Source organism: Acinetobacter sp. YH12041 (assembly GCF_013419975.1).
Taxonomy (GTDB): Bacteria; Pseudomonadota; Gammaproteobacteria; order Pseudomonadales; family Moraxellaceae; genus Acinetobacter.
Genome location: NZ_VOZC01000005.1, coordinates 217,876 through 242,082, shown reverse-complemented (window position 1 = coordinate 242,082; position 24,207 = coordinate 217,876). Strand labels below are relative to the sequence as shown.

19 protein-coding genes are annotated in these 24,207 nt (G+C 42.4%); 2 read left to right on the top strand and 17 right to left on the bottom strand.

The features are described 5' to 3' along the window. The first annotated feature begins 25 nt into the window (after positions 1 to 25). On the top strand, positions 26 to 868 hold the full coding sequence (locus tag FTU00_RS06380; protein ID WP_034703837.1) for a universal stress protein: 843 nt from the start codon (positions 26 to 28) through the stop codon (positions 866 to 868). Between the two features lie 170 nt (positions 869 to 1,038). Here the strand turns inward: FTU00_RS06380 and FTU00_RS06375 are convergent, their stop codons facing one another. From FTU00_RS06375 to FTU00_RS06315, 13 genes are all read right to left on the bottom strand, one after another. After that, positions 1,039 to 1,704, bottom strand: a complete 666-nt coding sequence (locus tag FTU00_RS06375) for an O-methyltransferase (RefSeq protein WP_180179356.1) — start codon at positions 1,702 to 1,704, stop codon at positions 1,039 to 1,041. 132 nt (positions 1,705 to 1,836) lie between these two features. Further along, positions 1,837 to 2,550 carry a D-Ala-D-Ala carboxypeptidase family metallohydrolase gene (locus tag FTU00_RS06370; protein WP_004786214.1) on the bottom strand — a complete coding sequence of 238 codons (714 nt, stop codon included), beginning with the start codon at positions 2,548 to 2,550 and terminating at the stop codon, positions 1,837 to 1,839. Between the two features lie 139 nt (positions 2,551 to 2,689). Continuing rightward, positions 2,690 to 3,013 (bottom strand): ferredoxin FdxA, encoded by a 324-nt coding sequence (fdxA, locus tag FTU00_RS06365; protein WP_004786212.1) that lies wholly within the window; start codon positions 3,011 to 3,013, stop codon positions 2,690 to 2,692. A 204-nt stretch (positions 3,014 to 3,217) separates the two neighbouring features. After that, a complete protein-coding gene (gene mutS, locus FTU00_RS06360) occupies positions 3,218 to 5,842 on the bottom strand; it encodes a DNA mismatch repair protein MutS (RefSeq protein ID WP_180179355.1) in 2,625 nt (874 codons plus the stop codon). Between the two features lie 288 nt (positions 5,843 to 6,130). Then, positions 6,131 to 8,137: a triacylglycerol lipase gene (locus FTU00_RS06355; protein ID WP_180179354.1), complete on the bottom strand. Its 2,007-nt coding sequence runs from the start codon at positions 8,135 to 8,137 to the stop codon at positions 6,131 to 6,133. Positions 8,138 to 8,261: 124 nt separating this feature from the next. Then, positions 8,262 to 9,212, bottom strand: coding sequence for an ABUW_2363 family tetratricopeptide repeat lipoprotein (locus FTU00_RS06350; protein ID WP_004786208.1), 951 nt, complete (start codon positions 9,210 to 9,212; stop codon positions 8,262 to 8,264). A gap of 122 nt (positions 9,213 to 9,334) precedes the next feature. After that, on the bottom strand, positions 9,335 to 10,144 hold the full coding sequence (cysE, locus tag FTU00_RS06345) for a serine O-acetyltransferase (RefSeq protein WP_159122783.1): 810 nt from the start codon (positions 10,142 to 10,144) through the stop codon (positions 9,335 to 9,337). Then, positions 10,144 to 10,992 carry an RNA methyltransferase gene (locus FTU00_RS06340; protein WP_034703830.1) on the bottom strand — a complete coding sequence of 283 codons (849 nt, stop codon included), beginning with the start codon at positions 10,990 to 10,992 and terminating at the stop codon, positions 10,144 to 10,146. Before FTU00_RS06340 ends, cysE begins: the two co-directional genes overlap by 1 nt. A 35-nt stretch (positions 10,993 to 11,027) precedes the next feature. Further along, positions 11,028 to 14,600, bottom strand: a complete 3,573-nt coding sequence (gene dnaE, locus FTU00_RS06335) for a DNA polymerase III subunit alpha (RefSeq protein ID WP_180179353.1) — start codon at positions 14,598 to 14,600, stop codon at positions 11,028 to 11,030. Between the two features lie 596 nt (positions 14,601 to 15,196). After that, positions 15,197 to 15,892 (bottom strand): methionine ABC transporter permease, encoded by a 696-nt coding sequence (locus FTU00_RS06330; RefSeq protein ID WP_004786199.1) that lies wholly within the window; start codon positions 15,890 to 15,892, stop codon positions 15,197 to 15,199. Further along, positions 15,889 to 16,914, bottom strand: a complete 1,026-nt coding sequence (locus FTU00_RS06325) for a methionine ABC transporter ATP-binding protein (protein ID WP_163171439.1) — start codon at positions 16,912 to 16,914, stop codon at positions 15,889 to 15,891. Before FTU00_RS06325 ends, FTU00_RS06330 begins: the two co-directional genes overlap by 4 nt. Before the next feature lie 72 nt (positions 16,915 to 16,986). Beyond that, a complete protein-coding gene (locus FTU00_RS06320; RefSeq protein WP_099339387.1) occupies positions 16,987 to 17,862 on the bottom strand; it encodes a MetQ/NlpA family ABC transporter substrate-binding protein in 876 nt (291 codons plus the stop codon). Between the two features lie 540 nt (positions 17,863 to 18,402). Continuing rightward, positions 18,403 to 18,942 carry a GNAT family N-acetyltransferase gene (locus FTU00_RS06315; RefSeq protein WP_180179366.1) on the bottom strand — a complete coding sequence of 180 codons (540 nt, stop codon included), beginning with the start codon at positions 18,940 to 18,942 and terminating at the stop codon, positions 18,403 to 18,405. 72 nt (positions 18,943 to 19,014) lie between these two features. On the opposite strand from FTU00_RS06315, the gene FTU00_RS06310 reads away from it, so the two are divergent. Next, entirely contained in the window at positions 19,015 to 19,290 is a 276-nt protein-coding gene (locus FTU00_RS06310; RefSeq protein WP_159122780.1) for a hypothetical protein, read from the top strand. Between the two features lie 272 nt (positions 19,291 to 19,562). On the opposite strand, the gene purD is transcribed toward FTU00_RS06310, so the two are convergent. The 4 genes from purD to FTU00_RS06290 form a co-directional block, all read right to left on the bottom strand. Next, the gene (gene purD / locus FTU00_RS06305) at positions 19,563 to 20,846 is read right to left on the bottom strand and encodes a phosphoribosylamine--glycine ligase (RefSeq protein ID WP_180179352.1); all 1,284 of its coding nucleotides are present in this window, start codon (positions 20,844 to 20,846) and stop codon (positions 19,563 to 19,565) included. A 147-nt stretch (positions 20,847 to 20,993) separates the two neighbouring features. Next, on the bottom strand, positions 20,994 to 22,568 hold the full coding sequence (gene purH, locus FTU00_RS06300; protein ID WP_180179351.1) for a bifunctional phosphoribosylaminoimidazolecarboxamide formyltransferase/IMP cyclohydrolase: 1,575 nt from the start codon (positions 22,566 to 22,568) through the stop codon (positions 20,994 to 20,996). A 94-nt stretch (positions 22,569 to 22,662) separates the two neighbouring features. Continuing rightward, positions 22,663 to 22,932, bottom strand: a complete 270-nt coding sequence (fis, locus tag FTU00_RS06295; RefSeq protein ID WP_001086304.1) for a DNA-binding transcriptional regulator Fis — start codon at positions 22,930 to 22,932, stop codon at positions 22,663 to 22,665. 401 nt (positions 22,933 to 23,333) lie between these two features. Continuing rightward, the gene (locus tag FTU00_RS06290) at positions 23,334 to 24,194 is read right to left on the bottom strand and encodes a DUF3426 domain-containing protein (protein WP_180014129.1); all 861 of its coding nucleotides are present in this window, start codon (positions 24,192 to 24,194) and stop codon (positions 23,334 to 23,336) included. Positions 24,195 to 24,207: the final 13 nt, after the last annotated feature.

Genomic DNA, 24,207 nt, shown 5'->3' with positions numbered 1-24,207 from the left:
TTTTATTATAAAAGAGAGGCTGAACATGAAACGTGTCATTGCCTGCATAGACTCCTCACCATGCACGAACGCACTTGCAGATGCGGCTGCATGGATTGCCAAACAGACCGGCCGTGAACTGGTTTTATTACAGGTTCTGGATTATTACCCGGCCAGTTATCATCTTGGGGAAATTAGCGGTGTGATTGGCTTTGAAAGCAATGCCATGTTGCTTAAAGAGCTGGCTGAGCTGGAGCAAAAGCAAAGTGAAATTGCGCTTAGTTATAGCAATAATCTGCTCCAGCATATTTCGGATCGTATCTTTAAAGATTATGGTATCCGCACCACCCATATTCAGGAAAAGGGTGATTTTCTGGAACAAAGTTTTCAGATTCTAAAACCTGATGATATTGCTGTAATCGGACTACTCGGTGAGCGTTCTGCCGAGAAAAACAAGCCAATCGGCACCAATGTAGAAAACTTTATCCGTGGTGCTAACTGTACAGTGATGACTGTAGGGGAACACTTCAGACCACCGACACGTTTTATCTTTGCTTATGAATATTCGCCGACTTGTGTGAAGATGATGAAACGCATTGCAGAAAGTGATTTATTAAGACAATTACAATGTCATCTGCTTTATATCGGGGATCATGTGGAAATCCTGAATGAGCCTCTGCAATATTTGACAGAAGCAGGACTAGAGGTCGTTCCAGAATACCGCTATGGAGAAGTAGCTGAAAATATCCTGTCTTATCAGCAGGAACATGGGATTCAGTTAATTGTCTTGGGGGCATTCAGTCACAGCAAGATCCACCAGTTCTTCTTGGGCAGTATTGCGACAACGATTTTCCGAAATTCTAAAGTGCCATTATTGGTAGCGAAGTAGAAAGAGGGTGATAAAACCTACAGAAATGTATTTTTTGATAAATTGTTACAGCTTGAATTAAAAATAACCAGAGTTATCCTCATATATTGTGGATAACTCTGTGGTTACATTCTGTAAGATGATGTTATTTATCGAGAATACTTTATTGGCTGATTTTTGTTCTAGTCGTATTATTTGACAATTGCGAGTGCAAAACCATCATGTCCTTTACTGCCAACGGTCTGTAAAGCAGTACAAGATAAGATACGTGGATGATTTTCCAGCGCTTTAAACATGTCACGAATGCCTTCAATACTTGGTTTTTTATTATCCGGATTGATGATATCACCGGCACGAATCACATTGTCCAGGAAAATGATAGTACCGGAGTGAGAAAGATTTAAGCTCAGCTCAAGATATTCAGGATAGCTTTGCTTATCGGCATCAATAAAAATAAAGTCAAAGGCTTCAGTATCTTGAGGCAGGGCACGAAGCACATCTGCAGCACGGCCACATTTCAGCTCAACTTTCTGTTTTAACTGTGCACGATCAATATTTTCCTGTCCCATCGCAGCATGTGTATCACGGCCTTCAATGGTCAAGATATAACCGTCTTCAGGGAGGGCACGAGCCAGCCACATGGTGCTATATGCAGCAAAGGTTCCTAGTTCCAGTACGCGCTTGCACTTATTCATCTGGATCAGCATTTGCAGCAGCATGCCCTGATTCGGCGCAACAGCCAGATGATCTGGAAAACCATGTGCAGCAGTATTTTCAAGAGTCTGATTCAGGATAGGATCTTCAGGAATTAAATGTGAATCAATGTAGCGGTCAATATCTGTCCACATTTGTTGCATAGTACTCGCACCTTTGTTGTGATGCGTGCATTTTAAACTTTTCCGGGCACAGCGCAATTTATTGTTCTATATTCGCTGATTTTTTAGGCTATACAAAGCCAAAAGCTGGCTTTGTATAGAAAATGAAATGACTTAGTAATTACACATTGATGAGCGACGACTTAAATCCGGGCCCCAAGTGCGATAACCTTGAGTATCAATATGGATTTGGCCAGAGGCATATAAACCGAGCCCCATATTCAGGCTTTGTCCATGCTGTAACCAAAACTGGCACAGTTTGAACTTGGTATTTTCAATTGCTGCATAATCCTGAGCCTGTGGGTACTCAGGTCCGATCCGAAAATCAATTGCCGAGTTAAACAGGTGACGTGAAGAATTGGCTCCACCGGCACACTGATTTAAAGGCAGGTCACGATAAACCGAAGTGACTTCAAAATCAGTCAGTACATTGGCAGCAACCAGATATTTGAAGACACGTAAAGTAGGCACCTGATTTGACCAGAGCTCACGGCTTGGAATCATATATTGCGATCGACCACATTTAGCCCAATCCCGTGCAGTACGCATCAGCTCAAAACTTGGAATAATATTTCCGACCCCTTGCTGGGCCAAAAAGTTTTCATATTCACGTACAAGAGACAGGTTATTTAGTGCCGATACCCAGTGAGTATAGACATAAGGAACCGGTTTAGGCTGTGGTTTATGGTTGTACTGGACTCGTTCTTCTGGGATGTAAATCCTTTTATCTGGAGTTACTTTACCAGACTGTTTTGTGGTGGTAGCACATCCTACAAAGACAAGCGGGATTATACAAACACTCAATAACCCCTTTATTAAATGCTTCATTGATAGCAATTCAGATATTTTAAAATAGCGCTATTTTAGTCCACTTTTACGGAGAAAATCAGGATAAATTGCAATGAAATGTGTGGATGGGGTATAAAAAAAGACCAGTCTATGCTGGTCTTTTTTAAGATTTGAAAAATTATTTTTCAAGATATTGTAATTTATCAGTTTTACCATTCCACTCTTCACGGTCAGCAGGTTGCTCACCAATTTGTGTGATGTTCGGCCATTTTTGAGACAGTTCAGCATTTAGCTCGATAAAGACTTCTTGGCCTTCCGGTAATTCATCTTCAGAGAAAATTGCATTCGCAGGACATTCAGGCTCACATAACGCGCAGTCGATACACTCGTCCGGGTTAATCACAAGGAAGTTAGGACCTTCATAGAAACAGTCTACTGGGCAAACTTCAACACAGTCTTGATATTTACATTTAATACAATTTTCAGTGACAACGAAGGTCATGGCGACAGCTACCTAAAAAATATGGTTCTAATGACGAATACCGTATTTTAGGCAAAAATAGAGGGAACAAACAATTCCTTTTATTGATATTTGTTATATATAGGGCTGTTAAATTTGAAAAAACTGCGATGATTGGATGAAAGGCTTAGGGAATGAGAATCATCATCAGCTAAGCCCTATGCGGGATAGGGCTTAGAAGAGATTTTAACTTGGCTGTTTCATGAGATCTTTAAGAGCATAAAGTTGCTGTAATGCTTCACGTGGGCTCAGATTGTCGACATCAATGTCTTCTAATAATTCAAGCGCTGCTGAAGGCTTTTCAATCTCGATGACTTTTTCGATGATTTCAGGCATCGCAAACAGATCATGCTGCGGACTCTGTGGTTTGGCCTGATGCTGCTTTTCCAGAATCTTCAAGCGATGCTGAGCTTCTTTAATTACAGCCGCAGGAATACCTGCCAGTTTAGCCACTTGTAAACCATGACTCTGGCTAGCTGGGCCATGTTGGACTTTATGCAGCAGAATAAGGTTGCCATTTAGTTCTTTGGCTGTGACATGATAGTTATCAATTCCTGCTTCTTTGTCCAGTTCGGTTAGCTCAAAATAATGCGTTGCGAACAGACATAGACATTGAATCCGTTTAGTCAGATCCAGCACACAAGCCCAAGCCAGGGACAGCCCGTCATAAGTACTGGTTCCACGACCCACTTCATCCATCAGAACCAGAGATTGACTGGTAGCATGATGCAGAATTTGCGAAGTTTCCGTCATTTCCACCATAAAGGTTGATTTGCCAGTCGACAAATCATCTGCAGAGCCAATCCGGGTAAAGATTCGGTCAATTGGACCCAGTGTTGTCGATTGCGCTGGCACATAACTACCGCAATAAGCCAGCAGGGCAATCAGGGCAGTCTGGCGCATAAAGGTGGATTTACCACCCATATTTGGACCGGTGATAATGGCCATACGGTGCTGATAATCCAGCTGGGTATCATTTGGAGTAAAGGCTGCCTTGCTTAAGGCTTCAACCACAGGATGACGGCCGGCAACGATTTTCACACCAATTTCAGGGCTGAATTTTGGTCGTGCCCAATTGCGTAAACGTGCCTGATGGGCAAAGTTTGCCAACAGATCGATCTGGGCAATCGCACTGCTCATCATCTGTAGATTGCCAATATCCTGACGCAGTTCATCCAGCAACATTTCGAATAGCATTTTCTCGCGAGCAAGTGCACGGGATTCGCTAGACAATACTTTATCTTCAAAAGCTTTTAGTTCAGGCGTGATATAACGCTCGGCATTTTTCAGCGTCTGACGACGGATATAATGTTCAGGTGCCTGTTCAGCTTGTGCACGAGTCAGTTCGATATAATAACCACTGACACGGTTATAGCCGATTTTCAGGGTAGGAATGCCGCTTTGCTCACGTTCCTTAATCTCCAGATCAATCAGGAACTGTCCGGCATGATCACGGATTTTACGCAGCTCATCCAGCTCGCTATCGAAACCTTCTGCAATGACATTGCCATCACGTAGCAGTACCGGCGGATTTTCAACAATAGCTGACATCAGGCGCTGATGCAGGCCATGAAAATCGCCCAGTTCTTCATTCAGCTGTTGCAATAATTTCGAATTCTGCTGACTTAACAGCGGTTGTAACGCATGGCGTAAAAATGGAATCTGTGCACAAGCTTGACGTAATTGAACCAGATCGCGTGGACGTGCACTGCCGAGAGCAATACGGCTGAGTACACGTTCAATATCACTGATTTCTTTTAAGACCAGACGGACTGGCGATTCATGGAAACCTTTAAGCAATGCCTGTGTCGCATCTAGTCGCTCATCCAGAATCGCGGTATCACGAAGCGGTTGCATCAAGGTTCGGCTAAGCAGACGGCCACCCATAGCAGTTTGACAATCATTGATTAGCTGGAACAATGAAGTGCCATGTTCAAATAAAGGCTCAATTAGCTCAAGATTACGACGGGTAACTGGATCCAGTGCAATAAAGTCTGAACTTTGTTCCAGTTGAATGGTTCGGATATGTGGTAAAGCCGTTTTCTGGGTTTCTTTGGCATAGTGAATCAATGCAGCCGCAGCAGCTTTGGCCAAAGGGAGATGATCAATTCCGAAACCTGAAAGTGTGCTTACTGCAAACTGGTCGCATAATGTCTTCTGAGCATTGTTCTGGTTGAAGTCAACATTCGGACGTTTACTGATTGGAATATCTAGCTGTTGTTTTAAGTGTTCTATCAGTGCCTGATCTTGCAGATTTTCATCCACCACAATTTCGCTTGGCATCAGGCGTGCCAGCTCAATGGCTAACTGACTTAAGTCATAATCGATTTGCTGGACTTTAAATAAACCCGCACTCAGGTCGAGAAGTGCAATTCCGATTTGTTGCTGGTGAACACACAGAGCAACCAGGTTGGAGGTTTGATGCGCACCTAATAAGGCATCATCAGTTAAAGTCCCGGGAGTGATAATTCGGACGACCCCACGTTCAACTGGACCTTTACCAGTCACTTCACCGATCTGCTCGCAGATCACCACCGTTTCGCCTTTTTTCACCAGACGAGCTAGATAGCCTTCAGCAGCATGGAAAGGTACACCGGCCATGGGAATTGGCTGGCCATTGGCTTTACCGCGATGGGTCAGGGTAATGCCTAAAATTTTGGCGGCCTTATGGGCATCTTCAAAGAACAGTTCATAGAAATCACCCATGCGATAGAACATCAATGAGTGTGGATGCTGCATTTTGACCGACATGTACTGCTGCATCATGGGCGTTAAGCTAGAGAGATCAGCCACAAGTTCTGAACTGGTCATTAAGAAAAAATCCTTTAAATATATAAAGCAAAACCTGAATCTTTTTCCGAAACACTATCCTCGGAAAACCTGAAAAATAGCCTAAGCTAAAATCCTGTAAAGACTGGTTTGAATGTCAAAAATAATTGCCCCAAGTCTAACAAATTTAATTTTTAGAAAGAAATATAAATCCGCAGGAATCTGTATTTGGACGGACTTAGTCGATATAAAGCATAAAAGGGTATTGATACATGGGTTGCCCATAAAAAAAGCCACCGATAGGCAGCTTTTTATATCTTTTATCAAGATTTAATCAGGGTCATATAATCCCAGGTCGACCAGATGTAATCTGAGAAGGCGGCGGAGTTCCAGTACAGCCTCGGGAGTTTCCTGAACGGAATGTCCACCTTTGATAATTTTATTGGAAGCTGCACCTTCGAGATATGCACTCTGATAAGCAACCACATCATCAGTCATGATATTTTCATCATCACTATCTGTATTATTGCCAATAATCGAGTGAAATTTGAAACCCGGTGCAGGATTGATATCTTTGGTCAGTGCTGTGAATTTTGATTTTTTACTAAGGTCACTCGGACCATTCTGAATCAGGTCACGACCAACTTCATGTAGAAAATCACTTAAACCAATTTCACCTTGGACAGTGTCGGCAAATGCACCCAAAAAGGCACTCGGCACACGAATAATTTTACGTGCCAGTTTGGTATGCCAGCGATCTGCATAATCGGTACCTTTATGCGGTGCTGCCAGGAAAATAGCGCGACTAAAATTCGGAACTGGCTGCATTTTCAAGCGTGCTTTAAAGAGCGGATTGTCCCGGAACTTGGTCAGCTTTGAATTTTTTACAATATTAAAAGCGGGTTCAGTAATATCTGCATCACTCACCAATAGACGGGCAATGACACCGCCCATACTGTGTCCAACCAGTACAGCTTCTTTTTTGGCTGGTGCATTATTACTAATACGCGCGAAACCTTGTTGAAGCAGCGCATTAATCTGGAAACGGCTTTCCAGAATAGGCATGTTGGTTGAGTAGAAGACCTGCCACACCTGGAAATTTTCTCTTAAGACCGGATCACCCATAATATCATTCGTTAAACGAATCCAGGCTTCCGGGCTGCTGGCCAAACCATGAATCAGCACTAAAACCTTTTTATTTGGATTATAAGGTTCCAGCATAAATAGATGAGGCATGACCAGATTATCGTCACGATTGATCAGTGTCAGATAGGCTGCACGTCCCAGGTTATTTTCTGCCAGCCATAAGCCATAAGGCGCTGAAAAGTTTGCCGCTAAAGCATATTCCTTATTGGCAACTTTAATCTTGTCATATTTATACGGGTCATAAAGTTTTAAATAGAAGTTGCTGTTATTCAGGATCTGTTCCACAGAGTTTGCTGATTCTGGAATGGCGGTAATCGTGGTTGCCAGATAACGTGCTGAATGAATAAAAGGATTTACGCCATTTTGATATTGGTGATTTAGGGGATCAACCAGATATTTTTTATCTTTTTTGGATATTTTTTCTTCTGGCAAAACCACCAGAAACTCAGAGCCGAAACCGTCACGACGGGTAATCGAGCGCAGACCAGAGAAGTTCATGTTATAGGTCGACATTAACTGTTCAATCGACTGATTCTTGAGCTGGGGGAAATTGTCCAGATTAATGGTATAGACGCTGTTGCCAACCTGCAGATGTTGACCGGCTTCTTTGGTTTTATAACGTTCCGCGTAGATCTGGATTAAATGAGCAATCGCCAGGTTATAAAAGTCACGAATCTGAACTTGTCGGTTGTCGAAGATCCGGTCCTGTGGTGCACGTTCAGTCTGAAACAGATAGGCATAACTGTAGCGGATACTTTTATCCAGCATTTGTAACTGCTGTTCCTGACATTTTTGCAGGTTCTGGGTTTGCAGTTGCTGTTTTTCTTCAGATCGGGTCTTAGCCAGAGCACTGGTCTTACATTCAGCCGATTTACCAAGCTGGAGTGATTTAGCTAGATATAATTCACTCGATGTTGAAAGTAATTGCTCATCCAGAATCTGTGGAATTTCTTGTAGCTCTTTCACACATTCTTCTGGATTATTTTCACAGACTTGTGCTTCACGTCCGGTCATGGACAGGACATTCAGACTAGCTTCACTCAACTTATCGCGTGTAAGAATGCTATCGCGTTCATTATTGATGGTGACATTAATAGCCTGCTCTTTAACACTCACCACCTGACAGCCACTCAGTACAGCTGTCATGAGTACAGTGCAAAGTAATGCTATCTTATTTATTTTCTCGTGCATAAAGACTTTGAACACTCATTTAAAATTATAAAGCTTGATAATGCTTTGTATTTTACTAATTTTTTCCCATAAAAATAGACCGCCGGAGCGGTCTATTTGTAATATTATGAATCTGAAATATAGCTTATTGTGCTGGTGTAGGCGCAGGGGTTGTTGGTGCAGGAGCGGCTGTTTGCATGACTTGCCATACGTTCCAGCGACCCTGTTTTTCAATTTCCTGAATCAGACGATCAGCGACTTCAGCTTCTTGCGGATATTTAATTTTGTAATTATTCAGAACCTGAACAGCGTTCTTTTTATTCTCCATGGCAATGTAGTTATTTGCCGCAGATAAATAAGCTTCCTGAACACCCGCCTGCATTGCCTTGTCCAGATACTGAATTGCTTCGCGGTGACCACCACCTTCAGACAGACCAAAACCGAACCAGAAGTTTGCTTCAGCATCATCCTGGTTAATACGAAGAATGCGCTGTGCATAGGTCATTGATTTGGTGGTATAGATAGAACCCAAATCAAGATTACGTGCCATCACGCTGGCCTTAAATGCACGCATTAAGACATCAAATGAAGCATTTGGACGTGAAGCTAAAGTATCCAATTGTTGAGAAACTTCGCGAAGTTTTGCTTCAAAACCACGGCGTTCCTGACGGTCGCTAAAGCGGGGTGGGTAATGACGCGCTTTACCTTCTACCATCTGCAAGAAATCATCGATTTCGGTAATGTCGATTTCATTTTCATTGGCAAGTGCTGCATAACGCATACTGCGTGTATTGCTATCCACCATCGGGATGATCAGCTTGTTCACATCTAGGGTTAACTGTTTAGACGGATCTTTAGGATCAGTGACCACCATTTTCGTCACTGGCTGCGCAGCGGCTTTTTGCAAATGAACTTCAAATGGAGGTGGTTCGTTATAGTTAAATGGATTTAAAGCATAAAATGGCGGAGTAAGTTCAGGTTCAACAAAAACTACCTGATCAGCTGGTTTCTGTTCTTGTTTGCTTGAGGTCGGTGCCATAGAGCACGCCGTCATGGTAAAAGCTAAGCAAGCAATTGCTAAGGGCTTCAAGGTCATAATATCCGTCCATTCATGTTATTTTTTAAAACATCTATTCAAAAAATGCATGATCGTCAGTCTATGAAAAGTGCTGCGATCATGCAAGCAAATGCGTGTTACAAAAGAATTACGATTTATAGTCAGGCCTTGGACTGACTGGTTTGTGCTTCGCACTCACGGCGCGCATCTTCCAGAATTTTAAGTTCTTCCTTGCTAAACGGCTGTTCATTTAACTGGTTTTTCTTAAAAGTCGGGTCAAGTAGAGACAGGCGGTTGCACAGTGTATTCATGCGTTTTTCATTTTGTTGAATACGGTCAAGTAGAACACGCATACCTTCCAGAATCGGGTCGGTCTGATCCTGTGTAGTTGCATAAGGCTGGAAACCAATGCTTTCCGCATAATCACGACGACGTGCTTCAGCATCCTCTTTTGGCTGGTCTTTGGTAATAAATCGGGCAGGATTGCCGACCGCTGTGGTATTCGGCGGAACTGCTTTGGTAACCACAGCATTGGAACCAACCTTGGCATTTTTACCTACCGTGAATGGCCCCAGGATTTTAGCACCTGCACCAACAACAACACCATCTTCCAGAGTCGGGTGACGCTTGCCTTTATTCCAGGTGGTACCACCCAAAGTCACACCATGATACAAGGTGACATCATCGCCAATTTCCGCAGTTTCACCAATCACAACGCCCATGCCATGATCAATGAAAAAACGTTTACCAATCTTGGCACCTGGGTGAATTTCGATACCTGTTGCAAAACGGCTAAAAGAGGACAAAACACGCGCTGTACCTTTACAGTCTTTTTTCCATAGCTCATGTGCCATGCGATGCATAATCAGTGCATGGATGCCAGGGTAGGTGGTTAAGACTTCTAAGGTATTGCGTGCTGCAGGATCGCGCGCAAAGACAGCTTGGATATCTTCTTTGAGCTGTTTTAGCATTAGTTTTGATCCTCATCCTGTTGTGATGTATGGGAAGATTTTTTCCAGGTGCCGTTATTCAGTGCCTGAACACGAGTGAAAATACCACGAAGTAAGTGATATTCCATACGATCTAATTGTATACGTCCGAAAAGGCGACGCAAGCGTAAAGGAAGTAATCGTGGGTTTTTTGGATCCATAAATTCAATTTCTGCCAGCATTTTTTCCAGATGCGGGTAGAACTGTTCCATCTGTTCATGGGTCACCAGTGGTTCATCCCATTCCATTTCAATGCCATCAATGACTTGCATGGTGGCTTTTGGATCACGTGGGTGTTCAACCTGATCCAGTGCTGCCATACGCAGTTCATAGCAGATCACCTGAATGGCTTGAGCAACATTCAAAACACCATAATCCGTATTCACAGGAATGGTTAAGTGATAATTCGCCATTGCCAGTTCTTCATTGGTCAGACCGCGGTCTTCACGGCCAAACAGAATCGCAATTTCCTGTTTTTCTTGCACCACAGCAGAAAGTGCTTTTTCTGCCGCTGGACGGACATCTAGTAAAGGCCATGGAATGGTGCGGCTACGCGCACTGGTCCCAAAGACGATCTGGCAATCCTTAATGGCTTCTTCCAGTGTTTCTACGATTTCAATCTGCTCGATCAGATCGGTTGCACCTGCAGCTAGGGCATCAATGTCCGGATGTGGGTAGGTTTTTGGTGCAACCAAGACCAGTTTGCACAGGCCCATAGTTTTCATGGCACGTAAGGCACTACCAATATTGGCAGGCAGGGTGGTATTAACCATGACAATACGCACATGGGAGAGATGTGCTGAAACAGCAGCATTGTCAATTTGACTCATGATGATTCCAGTTTGGATATATTAAAATGGGAGATTTATGAATACTGCGGCTGAGATTCAGCTTCATATTGTGCCAGAGCATCGTCCATACTCATGTCAGCAGGTGGAGGCGGAACCTCGACCGGCTTGGCTTGTTCATAAGATACGGCACGTGCAGCTTTAGACTTCACCTGATACTCGATATAGAGCGCAGTCTTGCCAAAATAATCACGCAGCTTGGCGAGAAGATCATCCAGCGGCGCAACTTTCCAGCTTAAACCCAGATGCAGTTCGGCCGTGGCATAGCCATAATCCAGATATAGAATCACGGGAATATGCGTGCTCATGTCCACATTGGTATATGGCACTAGAATCTGCTGCAAGTCACGGCTGAGGGTTTTGCTGTAATGTTCAGCTTGCAAGGTAATCTTGATGCTGTTAGCACGTTTCTGACGGATTTCATTCAGGCTAAAGGCTTTGGTCAAACGACCGAGTGGACGATCAAAACCTTCACGTTCATAAATTTCACCTTCAATCACCACCACTTTATCGACTTGAACAATCTCTTTAAAGCGCTGGAAGCGTTCATGATTGGTGGAAATTTCGATACGTGCAGTACCATCATCCAGTGTTACCATCATCCGGTTCGGGAAGTTAGCGACATCGACTACCAGACCGGCAAACACAGTCGTTACACCACGACGGGTTGGGGTTAATTCATTGATCTGACAAGGTACAAAGGCTTTTAGTTCATTACGATATACATCAATCGGGTGACCTGTTAGATATAGGCCGAGTGTATCTTTTTCACCTTTGAGCCGCACTTCATCTGACCAAGGTTTCACCGGTTTGGCAGGTTTCCGTTGAACTTCTTCAACTTCACCAAACAGGTCCATGATGCCGGTTTCACGGTTTTGACGGGCCTGATCCGCAGCTTGTACCGCTTCAGGCAATTGCGCCATTAGGTCAGCACGTTCAATACCAAGACAATCTAGCGCACCCGCACGGATCAAGGCTTCGAGCGTACGTTTGTTGATTTTTTTCAGGTCGATACGGTGACAGAAGTCAAACAGGTCTTTATATGGACCTTCTTTCTGACGAGACTCAATCACGGATTGCATAGCCGCTTCACCAACGCCTTTAATTGCTCCTAGGCCATAGACAATGGTTTTTGGGTCGCTGGCATGGAACTGATAAATCGACATATTCACCGATGGTGGCAATACTTCCAGTCCGTTATGACGGCAGTCATCAATCAGGAATACCACGTTGTCAGTGTTCTGCATTTCCGAAGTCATCACCGCTGACATAAATTCAGCAGGATAATGCGCTTTTAACCAGGCCGTTTGATAAGCAACTAGGGCATAGGCGGCAGCATGCGATTTGTTAAAACCGTAGCCTGCGAATTTTTCCATATAGTCGAAGATATGGTTGGCTGTGGCTTCATCAATATCTTTTTTCGCAGCACCTTCAATAAAGATCTTACGCTGCTTGACCATTTCCTCAGGTTTTTTCTTACCCATCGCACGACGAAGTAAGTCCGCACCACCCAAGCTATAACCGGCACAGAACTGTGCGGATTGCATTACCTGTTCCTGATAGACCATGATCCCGTAGGTCGGTTCTAATACTTTTTCCAGCAAAGGATGCAGGTATTCAAACTCGCCACCATGCATACGGTGGATAAAGTCAGGAATCAGATCCATTGGACCGGGACGATATAACGATACGAAGGCGATAATTTCTTCGAACTTGCTTGGGCGTGCTTCCTTGAGCATCTTCTTCATGCCGACGGATTCAAACTGGAATACCGCGGTGGTATTCGCCGTCGCGAAGATGTTATAGGCTGGTTTATCATCCAGCGGAATATAGGAAATATTGACTGGCTCAGTGACGTCTGGACGGGCGTTGATATGCTTGATGGCATCTTCAATTACAGTCAGGTTACGCAGACCCAAGAAGTCAAATTTGACCAGACCGGCAGCTTCGACATCGTCCTTATCGAACTGGGCTACACGTGCTGTACCATCCGCATCACACATCACGGCTGAATAGTCAGTTAATTTGGTTGGTGCAATGACCACACCACCGGCATGTTTACCCGTATTACGAGTAATACCTTCCAGTTTTAATGCCATTTCCCAGATTTCTGAAGCATCGTCATAATCTGGATTGGATGGATTGGTGACGATATCTTTCAGCTGTGGTTCTGCTTCCAGAGATTCTTCCAGACTTAAACCCAAAGGTTTGGTGGGAATCAGTTTGGAAATACGATCGGCCAGACCATAAGATTTACCTAGTACACGGGCTACGTCACGAATCGCACCTTTAGCCGCCATGGTACCGAAAGTCGCAATCTGGGATACCGCATCACGACCATAAGTCCGTGCCACATAGTCAATCACGCGGTCACGACCAGCGATACAGAAATCGACGTCGAAATCGGGCATCGAGACACGTTCCGGGTTCAAGAAACGTTCGAACAGCAGGTCATAACGCAGGGGATCGAGGTCGGTAATTTTCAAACTATAGGCTACGAGGGAACCCGCACCTGAACCACGGCCCGGACCAACCGGTACACCATTCCCTTTGGACCATTGAATGAAGTCCATCACGATCAGGAAGTAACCCGGGAAACCCATATCCAGAATAATCTTGATTTCAAAAGCCAGACGTTCATCATAAGGCTGGCGTATTAAAGGCCAGTCTTCTTCACGTTTTTCTGGTGGATACAGGAAGTTCAGGCGTTCTTCTAAACCTTCTTCACATAAATGTGCGAAGTAGGTGTCAATAGTATGGCCTTCAGGAATTGGGTAATCTGGTAAGTCATTGAAGCCTAAACGTAGGGTGACATTACAACGTCTTGCGATATGGAAGGTATTCTCAATCGCAGTTGGAATATCCGAGAACAGCTCCGCCATTTCCTCAGAGCTTTTAAAATATTGCTCAGGACTATAGGTTTTAGGACGACGGTTATCACCAAGCACATAACCATCTGCGATACAGACACGCGCTTCATGTGCTTCAAAGTCTTCGCGTGCAATAAAATGCACATCATTATGTGCCACGACACCGATATTATATTTCTTCGCGAGCTTTACCGCTTCTTCAATGAATGTATCTTCATTAGCACGGCCGGTGCGGGTGAGGGCGAGATAAACACGATTTCCAAATTTCTCTACCCATTCTTGCAGTAGCGGTTCAGCTTTATCGGGATTTGAAGTAATCAGCATTTTGCCGACATCGGACTGCATACCGAGCAATACGATCATGTCATCGTGCTGATTCAAGATCCAATCTTTTTGTACGCAAGGAATATCCAGTTGCTGGCCGCTGATATAACCTTCAGACACCAGTTCGGTCAGGTTGCGCCAGCCTTTGTTGGTCATGGAAAGCAGGGTAACCCGATGCTCAGCATCATTCAGACGAATTTCAGAGCCAAGAATCGGTTTGATGCCTTTATCCAAACATTTTTTATAGAATTTAACAGCAGCATGTAGATTGGATAAATCAGTCAGCGCGAGTGCTGGCATCTCGTCATTCGCAGCAGCTTTGACCAAGTCAGGTATACGTACGATGGATTCAGTAATCGAAAATTCTGTATGAATACCAAGATGAACAAAGTGCATAAATGAGTCCCTGCAAAAACCACTCGATAGTTTAGCACGGGATTTATTGTTTCAGTTTGAAATTGAGGGGAAATGCTGAACTTTTAGATTGTGAATTAGAATTGACTTAAAGCTATGCTTATCATTTTATCGAAATAGAACTACGCACCCAAATTGAATTTGTATGAGGCGACATGGATGTCGCCGTTGGCTTGTGATACAGGGAAGTATCATCAAGCTAACAGAAGATTTTTGTTACCTTGCATAGCAGTGCTATTCATCTTTCAAAAGTAAAAGAAGAATTTCAAGTGTCAGTAAGTTTATTCATAAAGTTATTTGAAAATTAGAATTTCATTATTTTTACTTTAATTTAAATTTTGAGTAGTTATGCCTTACTTTTGACGGGCCAAAAGTAACAAAACCCCTCGTTGATCTGATGGCACTTCCTGAGCAAGCTTTAAGCATTGCTTTAAAGCTTGTGTAAGACAGATCAACGGCAGCATCCATGCTGCTAAGCCATGTATCAAATGTTCGCTTCGATGTTTAAGATGCAGATATTTTTATGGGTAGAAAATAAAACCCTCAAAAAGAGGGCTTTATTTACTTAGGAATTTAGCTTAACGAAGTCGCGATAACCAGTCGCCAACACTTTGTACAATCTGCACCAGAATCAATAAGACAATCACGGTCATGATCACCACAGATGTATCAAAACGCTGATAACCATAAGAGATCGCTAAGTCACCAATACCACCAGCACCAACGGCACCCGCCATTGCGGTTGCACCAATCAGGCTAATGGTTGCTGTGGTCAGGTTCAGAATCAGTGAGCTACGTGCTTCTGGCAGAATAAACTTAAAGATAATCTGCATTGGCGTTGCTCCCATCGCTTGTGCAGATTCGATAATGCCTTCATTCACTTCCAGTAGAGAAGTTTCTACCAGACGGCCGATATAAGGACCGACATAAATAGTTAGAGGTACAATCGCTGCCCAAGTACCGATAGAAGTACCGACCAAGAATTTTGTTAAGGGAATAACTGCAATCAGCAGAATAATAAAGGGTAGGGAACGCAGTGCATTCACAATCGGGTTTAGAGCATGATAAATCACACGGTTTGGCAGAATCCCGTTTGGACGAGTGACAAGTAAAATGATCGCCTGAATAAAGCCCCAGATACAGCCAAACAGCATTGCGAAGAACACCATGTGAAAGGTTTCTTGCAGTGCAGTAACAAACTGATCCATCGATAGTGAACTTTTCCAGAATGGCGCAGTAATAGTGGTCAACCACTGTACAATTAAGTCCCTCATTCTTGTACTCCTGCCTGATCGACTTGTACGCCGTTATCTCTCAGATATTGCATTGCCGCTGTGATTTGCGCTGGATCGCCTAAAAGTTGGATAAACATCTGGCCAATCACTGAACCATTAATTTCTGTCATATTGGCAAACAGGATATTTAAACTGACATCAAACTGTTTGATCACACCTTGAATCACGGTTTCCTGCGCTGAGCTGCCCAGGAATTTTAAACAATAAATACTGTGATGATTCTGGTTTTCCAGATTCGCCAGAATATTCACTGGCAAGTTTTGCTGGAGTACAGTTTGAATGAAATTCTTGGTTGTTGGATGCTGAGGTTGACTAAAGATCTGCAGGGTAGAACCGGTTTCAATCACATCACCTTTTTCCATGACAGCCACATAATCACATACGGTCTCAATGACATCCATTTCATGGGTGACCATAACAATGGTAATGCCTTGTTCCTGATTAATGCGTTTCAGCAATTGCAGTACAGATTTGGTGGTTTGCGGATCAAGTGCGGAAGTTGCTTCATCACACAGCAGAATTTTCGGATGGTTTGCTAAGGCACGAGCAATACCGACACGCTGCTTTTGACCGCCTGATAACTCGTCCGGAAAAGCATGACGCTTATGTTTTAGGTCAATAAAATCCAGCAGTTCTTCGAGACGTTTTTCCCGTTCAGCTTTACTCCAGCCAAGCAACTTCATTGGCATTTCAATATTGGCAGCCACTGTTTTAGTCTGCATCAAGTTAAAATGCTGAAAAATCATGCCGATCTGGGTACGTTCCTGACGCAATGATTTGGCATCCAAAGCAGTAAAGTCCGTGCCATTGATAATCACCTGACCAGAAGTAGGGCGTTCAAGCAGATTAATCAGGCGGATCAGGGTACTTTTACCGGCACCACTATAGCCAATAATGCCAAAGATACTGCCGGTCGGAATCTGTAAATTAATCCGATTCAAGGCACGTAAGGTTTGACCCTTGAGCTCATACTGTTTGGAGATGTCTTTAAATTCAATCATAGTGTCAAATACTGCATCACGAATAAAAAAACAGGCAAGAAATCTTGCCTGTTCTGAATATTGATTATTGTATTACTTTTCTTCGGTTAAATAAGTCACTGGTTTATTGACAGCAACTTTAGTACCACCGAAGTGTTCATCAACATAGGCTTTCACAGCAGGAGTATGATACAACTGGCCAACTTTTTGAAGTACAGGATCATTTTGACGGTCAGCAGCGACAGCTAAAACGTTAACATTCATTTTAGTACTTTGATCAATCGCTTCGTAATAGATCGCATCTTTCAATACGTTCAGACCACCTTCCATTGCCAAAGTATTACCTAGAACAATCGCATCTACTTCATCTTTCACACGGACTGCAGTCGCCATTTGAATTGGCTTGATGACAATCTGTTTCGCATTTTCAGTGATGTCAGCAGGCGTACCTTTTACCAGGTCAAAGTTTGGTTTAAGTTTTACCAGACCCGCAGATTGTAAAAGTAACAATGCACGTGATTCATTCGCGCCATCGTTAGGAATAGCAATTGTCGCACCTTGCTTAAACTCTTCAACTTTTTTCACTTTGCTTGAGTAAATCCCCATTGGCTCAAGATAAGTCGTAGAAAGTGGAGCGATCTTTTGAGTATTGGCGTCGTTATAAGCCACCATATAGGCATAAGACTGGAATGCGTTAACATCAATTTCTTTGTTGGCAACCGCAGTGTTCATCGCAACATAATCAGTGAAGTTTTTCACATCAAGTTTGATGCCGGCTTGTTTAGTTTCAGGCAAAGTTGAAATGTAGCGCCATACGTCAGCATCTGAACCAGTGGATGCCATAGTAACTGTTTGAAGTTCACCTGAGTCTTTGTTTTGTGCTGCGTCCGTTGCAGGCGCTTCTTGTTTTCCGCATGCAGTTAGTGTCAATACAGATGCACTGAGTAAAACGCCAAGTAGCTTTTTCATAAAGATGTCCTAATTCTCGTGTTGCCTAAAGTATATGCATTTTAAGGTCATGTTAAAGTGGAGTTTTATTACACTTTCATCTGACCCTGGATCGATGTCGCATGTGGCTCCGGCAGGGAAAATGCAAATGTACTGCAACAGTTCACGTTAATTCGATCGGGTCAGAGTTCACCAAACCACTATATCGGTTTTCTATTTGGAGAGAGTAAATAGAGATTTTATAAAAGATATAGTCAAATTTGGTGCTCTGAATGGGCGCAATCATAGCAATTATTATTTATTCGATATAGTGGATAAAAAGTATTTACTTATCTTTTTAATAGAATATAAATTGGATAAAAATGATTAAAATATTAATGAATACAATATATTATTTTTATTGAAGATAAGCCAAAATTTCTGATCGCTTAAATATTGATCTTTATAAGATTTTATCCAATAGAAATCATAAAAATGAATAAACATGGGTAAATCTACTAGCTCATTGAACTACTGAAAAATCTTTTTTAATAAACGCTTAAGGAGGATTTAAGCCGTGTCTTATTTGCCTGAGTAATTAATTTGATTGATTTCATACAATACATGCCAACATAAAGGGTGATCCGTAGGCAAGCGTGGATGCTGGAATTCTTGAGTCTTTACCATGCCTATCTTTTTCATCACTGCTTCGGATGGTGTATTGACTGTGGCAGTAAAAGACACAACTTTATCCAAACCTAAAGTGGTAAACGCGTAATCCAATACTGCACGTGCACCTTCAGTCGCATAACCTTGATGCCAATATTTTTTTGCTAGCCGCCAGCCAATTTCAATACAGGGTGAAAACTCAAACAATTCAGGTTGGGGTTGCAGGCCGATAAAACCAATAAATTCTTTAGTCTGTTTTAGTTCAACTGCCCATAAGCCCCAACCATGCTGATTAATTTGCCGTGTTACTTTTTCAATAAATTGTAGGCTTTGTTTAGATGTCAGTGGAGCGGGAAAATAACGCATGACATCCTCATCTGCACACATTTGGATAAATGGGGCAGTGTCAGCGTCTTGCCATTGGCGGAGGATGAGGCGAGGGGTTTTTATAATTGCAATCATGTTTATCTTGAAATTTGTAAATTTGAAGTAATAATTGTATGAGATCAAATTAAGAGTAGAAAAATGGATCTATTAGAAAAAACATTAGAAAATATAAAGGATTTAGCACAAGAAAAAAATTTATATGCTTATATTTTTGGCAAGAAAAGTAAAATATTTTTAGAAAATTCTAGTCATCGTTATTGTATCGATGATGGAAGACTTCTGAAATTATCACGTATGAATGATAAAAAGTGTGTGCTGTTGGAGATTGAATTAAATAATGGCTTAAAATTATATAAGCATAGAACTGAAGTTTTAACTAGAAAATATAAAGGACGTTCTGTTAGTCTGGAATAGATTAAGGGATTTATAAATGCAAACAAAGATACATCAATTTTATTAGATACAAAAAATCCTAACCAATTAGAAGAAAAAGATTTAAGAGATATTTACAAACAAACATTTAATACTGTAGATACAATTTTTTGTAAACAATGTGGTGGTGATGGGGCTGAATGGTAGATGTCCAAGATGCTCTGGCAATGGATTAGAGCCTATTGTTTAAAATGAGAGCATTTAAAAAACCCCGCACTCAGCGGGGTTTTTACTTAATTTTTTACGAGAAAGAATTAAGCATTTTCACGAGCAATTGCACGGTAACCAATATCCTTACGATATTGAACGCCGTCGAACGTTACTTTTTCACAAAGTTCTAGAGCTTTGGCTTGCGCTTCACCAATGGTATTACCCAAAGCAGTGACACAAAGAACACGACCACCCGCAGTGACAATTTCACCTTTTTCATTGGCTTTTGTACCTGCATGGAAGACTTTCGCATCAGTCATTTCAGTATCTAAACCTGAAATCACATCGCCATTACTAGAAGTTTCAGGATAGCCTTTAGATGCCAGTACGATACCAACAGTTTTACGCTCATCCCATTCAGCTTCTGCAGGTAAATTACCTTCAAGACCTGCTTGGACTAAATCAACCAAAGATGATTTTAAACGCATCATGATTGGTTGAGTTTCTGGATCGCCAAAACGACAGTTGAACTCAATCACTTTTGGTTGGCCTTTGTCGTCAATCATCAAGCCTGCGTATAAGAAACCTGTATATACGTGACCATCTTTTTTCATGCCTTCAACAGTCGGACGCATCACTTCATTCATGGCTTTTTCGAATACGTCAGCAGTCACAACAGGAGCAGGAGAGTATGCTCCCATACCGCCAGTGTTCGGACCTTGGTCGCCTTCAAAAATACGTTTATGATCTTGAGAAGTCGCCATTGGCAGGATGTTGTCACCATCGATCATGCAAATGAAAGATGCTTCTTCACCAGCAAGGAATTCTTCAATCACCACACGAGAGCCGGCATCACCAAATTTGTTGCCTGCCAGCATGTCATCAATGGCATCGAATGCTTCCTGATTGGTCATGGCAACAATTACACCTTTACCCGCAGCAAGACCATCAGCCTTGATCACGATTGGTGCACCATTTTTCTCTACAAAGGCTTTCGCTGCATCTACTTCGGTAAATACATCGTAGAAAGCTGTTGGAATGTTATGGCGTTTTAAGAAGTGCTTCGCGAATGCTTTAGAGCCTTCCAGCTGAGCAGCAAATTGAGTTGGACCCCAAACTTTCACGCCTGCTTCGCGGCAAGCATCAACTACACCATTTACTAATGGTGCTTCAGGACCCACAATAATCATTTCAACTGCATTGTTTTTTGCAAAATCAATGATGGCAGGGTTATTGAGAATGTCCAAAGCGACATTTTCACATTTATTTTCAGTTGCGGTGCCTGCATTGCCCGGTGCAACAAATACTTTTGCCACTTGATCGTCTTGTGCGATTTTCCATGCAAGCGCATGTTCACGGCCGCCACTACCTAAAACTAAAATGTTCATCTTTAGAAAATTCCCTCGAAAATGAAATTCCACAAACCCAATGAGGTTTAAAAATCTTTTAACATCTTATAGCAAGATATTAAATAATCTACTGATGTAACAAACCCTCCTTACGAAAAGGAGGGTCTGGAATTTAATACTTAAAAATTAGTGGCGGAAATGACGCATGCCAGTGAATACCATTGCAATACCAGCTTCATCAGCTGCTGCAATTGTTTCTTCGTCACGCATTGAACCACCTGGCTGGATGATGCATTTGATGCCGGCTTTAGCCGCATTGTCGATGCCATCACGGAATGGGAAGAATGCATCAGATGCCATAACTGCACCTTCAACCACGAGTCCTGCATGTTCAGCTTTGATCGCGGCGATACGAGCTGAGTTTACACGGCTCATTTGGCCAGCGCCTACACCGATAGTTTGACGGTTTTTCGCATAAACAATCGCGTTAGATTTAACGTATTTCGCAACTTTCCAAGCGAAGATCATGTCATCGATTTCCTGCTCAGTTGGTGCGCGTTTAGTCACAACTTTCAGGTCATCTTTAGTGATCATGCCCAAGTCTTGATCTTGAACCAGTAAACCACCATTTACACGTTTGTAGTCAAGTTGTGGAGCACGTTCGTTAATTGCTGGAAGTTCACCACATACGAGTACACGTACGTTTTTCTTCGCGCCAGTCACTTCAAGAACGCCTTCAGCGATGCTTGGTGCAATGATCACTTCAACGAATTGACGATCCACAATTGCTTGTGCAGTTGCAACGTCTAATTCACGGTTGAATGCAATGATGCCACCGAATGCAGATTCAGGGTCAGTTGCATAAGCAAGATCATAAGCAGCTTTGATGCCGTCTAGAGAAACTGCAACACCACATGGGTTCGCATGTTTTACGATCACACAAGCAGGTTTCGCAAATGATTTCACACATTCAAGTGCAGCATCAGTATCCGCGATGTTGTTATAAGAAAGTTCTTTACCTTGTAGCTGCTTAGCAGTCGCAACAGAAGCTTCTTTCGCAGCAGGATCTACATAGAAAGCAGCAGACTGATGCGGGTTTTCACCGTAACGTAAGTCTTGAGCTTTGTTTAATTGAGTATTGAAAGTACGCGCAAATTTATCTGCTTGACCTTCTTCTTTACCTACGCGAGCGCCTAGGTAAGATGCGATCATACCATCGTATTGTGCAGTATGTTCGAATGCTTTAACAGCAAGGTCGAAACGAGTGGCATAAGACAAAGCACCCACAGCTTTAAGCTCAGCAATTACAGTTGCATAGTCAGCAGCATTTACTACGATACCAACAGACGCGTGGTTTTTCGCAGCAGCACGAACCATTGTTGGACCACCGATGTCGATGTTTTCAATTGCATCAGCTAGTGAACAGTTTGGTTTCGCTACAGTTGCAGCAAATGGATACAGGTTAACAACGACAAGATCGATCGCATCGATGTTGTGTTCAGCCATCACAGCTTCGTCTAGACCACGACGAGCCAGGATGCCACCATGAATTTTCGGATGTAGCGTTTTTACACGGCCGTCCATCATCTCTGGGAAACCAGTGTGCTCCGAAACTTCTACTACAGCAACATTATTGTCTTTCAACAATTTGTATGTACCACCTGTAGATAAAATTTCTACCCCAAGAGCAGCAAGGTCTTGTGCAAATTCCACAATACCGGTTTTATCGGAAACAGAGATTAAAGCGCGTTTAATAGTCATGATCTTCGTCACAGTTACCAAGGAACAGATTAAATCTAAATAGCTAATTAACAGTCAAAAAAAATGCCTGCGGTAGCCGCAAGCATTTTATCATTTATTCACTCATTAAACCGTGAGCTTTTAACTTTTTACGTAAAGTACCGCGGTTTAGTCCGAGAATCTCGGCAGCGCGTGTCTGATTACCACGCGTATATTCTAGAACGACAGATAATAAAGGCTTCTCCATTTCTGCCAGCACCATGTCGTACACCTGAGAAGGTTGCTCGCCTTGCAGTTGTGCAAAGTAGTGGCGAACTGCGCGATCTACGTGAATACGAAGAGCGACATCAGATTGTGCAGTAAAAATAGGAGATTTGCTATTCATGCGAATTAATCCGAAAAATCAAATATCACTTGGGTAAAGTGATATATAAAAGTGGTCTAGAAATTGAAATGAACTCCATTTTAGATCCTAAAACTGGAGTTCTAAAACTTGGTCATTACATTGAGCTTGTAGCTTGCCACATCTCGACGATTTGGTCGAAAAATAAGCGTAACAATAGTTAAAGTTTTGTTACTGACCAAAATCAAAACAAAAAAATCTGCTCGATACGCAATAAGTTTTATAGCGCATTAGGCAAGACTGTATTTGTTGTGAAAAAGTAGCGAGGAGTTTGCAGCACATAGCTTTCGTGGCGCGTATAATACCATTGTCTCGGGAAAAGTGAGCAAGAAAACTGCATTTTTTTTAACTTTTTTTTCGTTTTTTAATAGTTTTTATCAATATTAAGGTCGAATTATTTCCAAACTGTAATTATCGAAGTCTTTACGGTCGACAGGAAGCACAAATTCAAATTTAAATGGGCTATTTTGGGGAATACGTTGAATCTTAACCAGGCTTTCGATCAGGTATTCCTGAGGTTTTAAATTATAAGTCGCCAAGACTACACCCTGATCTTTAAGGTGAACTCTTAAGTTTGGCATTTCCAGACTGCGCTTGTGGAAATTGATCAGCTCACCACTAAACTGGGTTTTATCAGTAGCAATCGCTTTGGCTTTGACCTTATTGGTATTGATCAGATTGTAATGTTCTTCCAGATTGGAACAGTTGAACACTTCACAGATATTATTAAAAGCCACACTCATCACATGACTATTCTTAATATAGTGTGGATTGAACCAGAAGAATTGAAATAACAGTAAGCCAAATAAGAACAGGTTTAGGCTGGTCCATCCTAAATAATAAAGCGGGCCTTTATTGTGCTGCTTGTCTGCCTGATCATCCCAGTTCATGCTAGGCAGTACAGCAATCGGTTCGGTACTGAAATAATTCAGGTTGTTCAGATAGGTTTTCAGATCAATATTGGAGTTTTCAACTTTTTCATCAAAAATGTTCAGTAAATAGTGCTGATCTGAAGAATTAGTTGAAGAAGTAGATTCAGCGAGGCTTCTATTAATATAAGAAACATGACTTGGCGTATGAGTAAGGGCGACCGAATTCTGTGCTTCGGTCACCAGATGCGATAAAGCATTAAAGGTTGTACTACATTTTGGGCAGCAAACCATGCCTTGGGCAATGGTTAATTGCGCAACCGTAACTTTATAGGTTGTAGAGCAGGTCGGGCAGTGGGTTCGCTTGTCACTCATAAATGTTTTATAG